Raw genomic sequence first — 2,640 nt, 5'->3', positions numbered from 1 at the left:
ATCGGGTCATACGCCAACGAGAACCCGTCCCGTTCGCCCTCGTCGGGGGTCGGAACGTCGCCGAGCTTCTCGGGACACACGGCACCGACGGGGACCCCCGCGGCCAGCGCCGCGTCGAAGGCCGCCAGCGAACCGGAGACGAACCCCGGGGCGAGCGTGGAGTCCTGATCCAGCGTCATGATCCAGGCCGCCGGGTCGGCGGTGCGCGCGGTGGCGACGCCCACGTTGAGCGCGTGCGCGATGCCACGGTTCTCCCCCAGCACCACCACCTCCACCCCGAGCGCCCGCAACGCCTCGTGCACCGGGCCTGGCGTGGCCGGGGCCGGGCTGTCATCGACGGCGACGACGTGGTCCACCTGCTCCAGCAGCCGGGTGACCCGGTCCACGACTCCCTGGGGCGGCCGGAACAGGGACAAGACGGCGGTGATGCTGGGCACGGGTGAGCGCTCCTTGGTCGACGACGAGCGGCAGGGCCGCCTTTTCGATCATGACAGATGGCCCCGCTCCCGCGCCTGGACGACGGTCACGGAGCCCCCCGGAGGCACGCAACACGCTGTTAGACTTCCCCCGACCACACACAGCGCAGGCCTGCGCGTGCCGCCCAACGAAAGCTGGTTCCCGAGCTATGCCACTTGTCGACGAGGACGCGCTGGCCGACATCGAACTCTCCATCGTGATGCCCTGCCTCAATGAGGCGGAGACGCTGCAGATCTGCATCGACAAGGCGCGCGGCTATCTCGAATCCAGCGGGGTGGTGGGGGAGATCGTCATCGCCGACAACGGGAGCACCGACGGTTCCCAAGACATCGCACGCAAGGCGGGTGCACGCGTCGTCCCGGTGTCGGCGCGCGGCTACGGCGCCGCCCTCATCGGCGGTATCACCGCCTCGCGCGGCCGCTTCGTGATCATGGCTGACGCCGACGACTCCTACGACTTCACCGCCCTGGCCCCCTTCGTGGAGAAGCTGCGCGAAGGCCACGACCTCGTCATGGGCAACCGGTTCAAGGGCGGCATCGCCCCCGGCGCCATGCCCCCGCTGCACAAGTACCTGGGCAACCCCGTCCTGTCCGGCATCGGCAAGCTGTTCTTCCGCCCCGGCGTCGGGGACTTCCACTGCGGCCTGCGCGGCTTCAACCGGGAGCGCATCCTCGACCTGGGGCTCCAGACCTCCGGGATGGAGTTCGCCTCCGAGATGGTCGTCAAGGCCTCCCTGGCCAAGTACGACATCGTCGAGGTCCCCACCACCCTGAAGAAGGACGGTCGTTCCCGCCCCCCGCACCTGCGGTCCTGGCACGACGGCTGGCGTCACCTGCGATTCCTGCTGATGTTCGCGCCGCGCTGGTTGTTCCTCTACCCCGGCCTCATCGCCCTCATCCTGGGTGTCGTCTTGTCGGCGGTGCTGATCTTCACCCCGATCGTGGTCGGCGGCGTCGGCTTCGACGTCTCCAGCCTGCTCTACACCTCAGCGCTGGGAGTGATCGGCTACCAGTCAGTCCTCTTCTGGTGGCTGACGAAGCTGTATGCCACGCGGGAGGGCTTCCTGCCCGCGTCCGACAACTACCGCAAACTGTCGGACGCCTGGACGCTGGAACGTGGCGTCCTCCTGGGCATCGCGCTGTTCCTCCTCGGGTTCATCTGGAGCATCGTCCAGGTGGTCGGCTGGAGCAACGTCGAGTTCGGCGGCCTCGACGCCCGGACGGCCATCCGCGGCGCCGCCCCCTCCGCAGTATTGATGATCGTCGGCTTCCAGACGATCCTCATGAGCTTCTTCGCGGGCATCCTCACCATCCCCCGCAAGGCCCAGCCGACGTCCAGCCAGGACCACGCCTGACCGTGCGCCTCCGCCCGCGGGTCGTCCACCCTCCGCTCGCGGCGCTCGCCCCACGGTGGCGGCGGCCGCGGCGCTCCTCGGCGAGCACACCTGACCTCAAGAAAGGGTTGTCCCTGTGAGTACGTACCTCGTGACTGGCGGCGCCGGGTTCATCGGCACCAACTTCGTCCGACACCTGGTTCAGCACACCGACGACCAGGTCGTCGTGCTGGACAAGCTGACCTACGCGTCCCGCAAGGAGTCGGTGTCCGCCCTTCCCGCCGATCGGGTCACGTTCGTCCAGGGCGACATCTGCGACGCCGATCTGGTCGACCGCCTGGTGGCCGACGCGGACGTGGTCGTCCACTTCGCCGCGGAGTCGCACAACGACAACTCGCTCAATGACCCCAGCCCGTTCATCCAGACCAACCTGGTGGGCACCTACCAGCTTCTGGAAGCGGTCCGGCGGCACGGCGTCCGGTACCACCACATCTCGACCGACGAGGTGTACGGCGACCTCGAACTCGACGATCCCGACCGGTTCCACGAGTGGACCCCCTACAACCCGAGCTCGCCCTACTCCTCGACCAAGGCGGGCTCCGACCTGCTGGTACGCGCCTGGGTGCGGTCGTTCGGGGTACAGGCCACGATCAGCAACTGCTCCAACAACTACGGGCCGTTCCAGCACGTGGAGAAGTTCATCCCCCGCCAGATCACCAACGTGATCGACGGCGAGCGTCCCAAGTTGTACGGGGCCGGGCTGAACGTCCGCGACTGGATCCACGTCGACGATCACAACGCGGCCGTGCTGCGGATCATCGAGGCCGGAC

At 68.1% G+C, this 2,640-nt stretch carries 3 protein-coding genes; 2 read left to right on the top strand and 1 reads right to left on the bottom strand.

All coding sequences use genetic code 11. The annotated features are described in order from the left end of the window. Positions 1-437 (bottom strand): glycosyltransferase (locus V7E09_RS15115; protein ID WP_324523673.1); only part of this gene is annotated, 437 nt, incomplete at its 3' end. 188 nt (positions 438-625) lie between these two features. On the opposite strand from V7E09_RS15115, the gene V7E09_RS15110 reads away from it, so the two are divergent. Together V7E09_RS15110 and V7E09_RS15105 are read left to right on the top strand one after the other, a co-directional pair. Beyond that, the gene (locus V7E09_RS15110; protein WP_324510465.1) at positions 626-1,831 is read left to right on the top strand and encodes a glycosyltransferase family 2 protein; all 1,206 of its coding nucleotides are present in this window, start codon (positions 626-628) and stop codon (positions 1,829-1,831) included. Between the two features lie 115 nt (positions 1,832-1,946). After that, positions 1,947-2,640 (top strand): dTDP-glucose 4,6-dehydratase (locus V7E09_RS15105; protein WP_324523672.1); only part of this gene is annotated, 694 nt, incomplete at its 3' end.

The sequence above is a fragment of the Propioniciclava sp. genome (genome assembly GCF_036744435.1).
GTDB lineage: Bacteria > Actinomycetota > Actinomycetes > Propionibacteriales > Propionibacteriaceae > Propioniciclava.
This window is presented reverse-complemented; position numbering and strand designations above follow the sequence as displayed.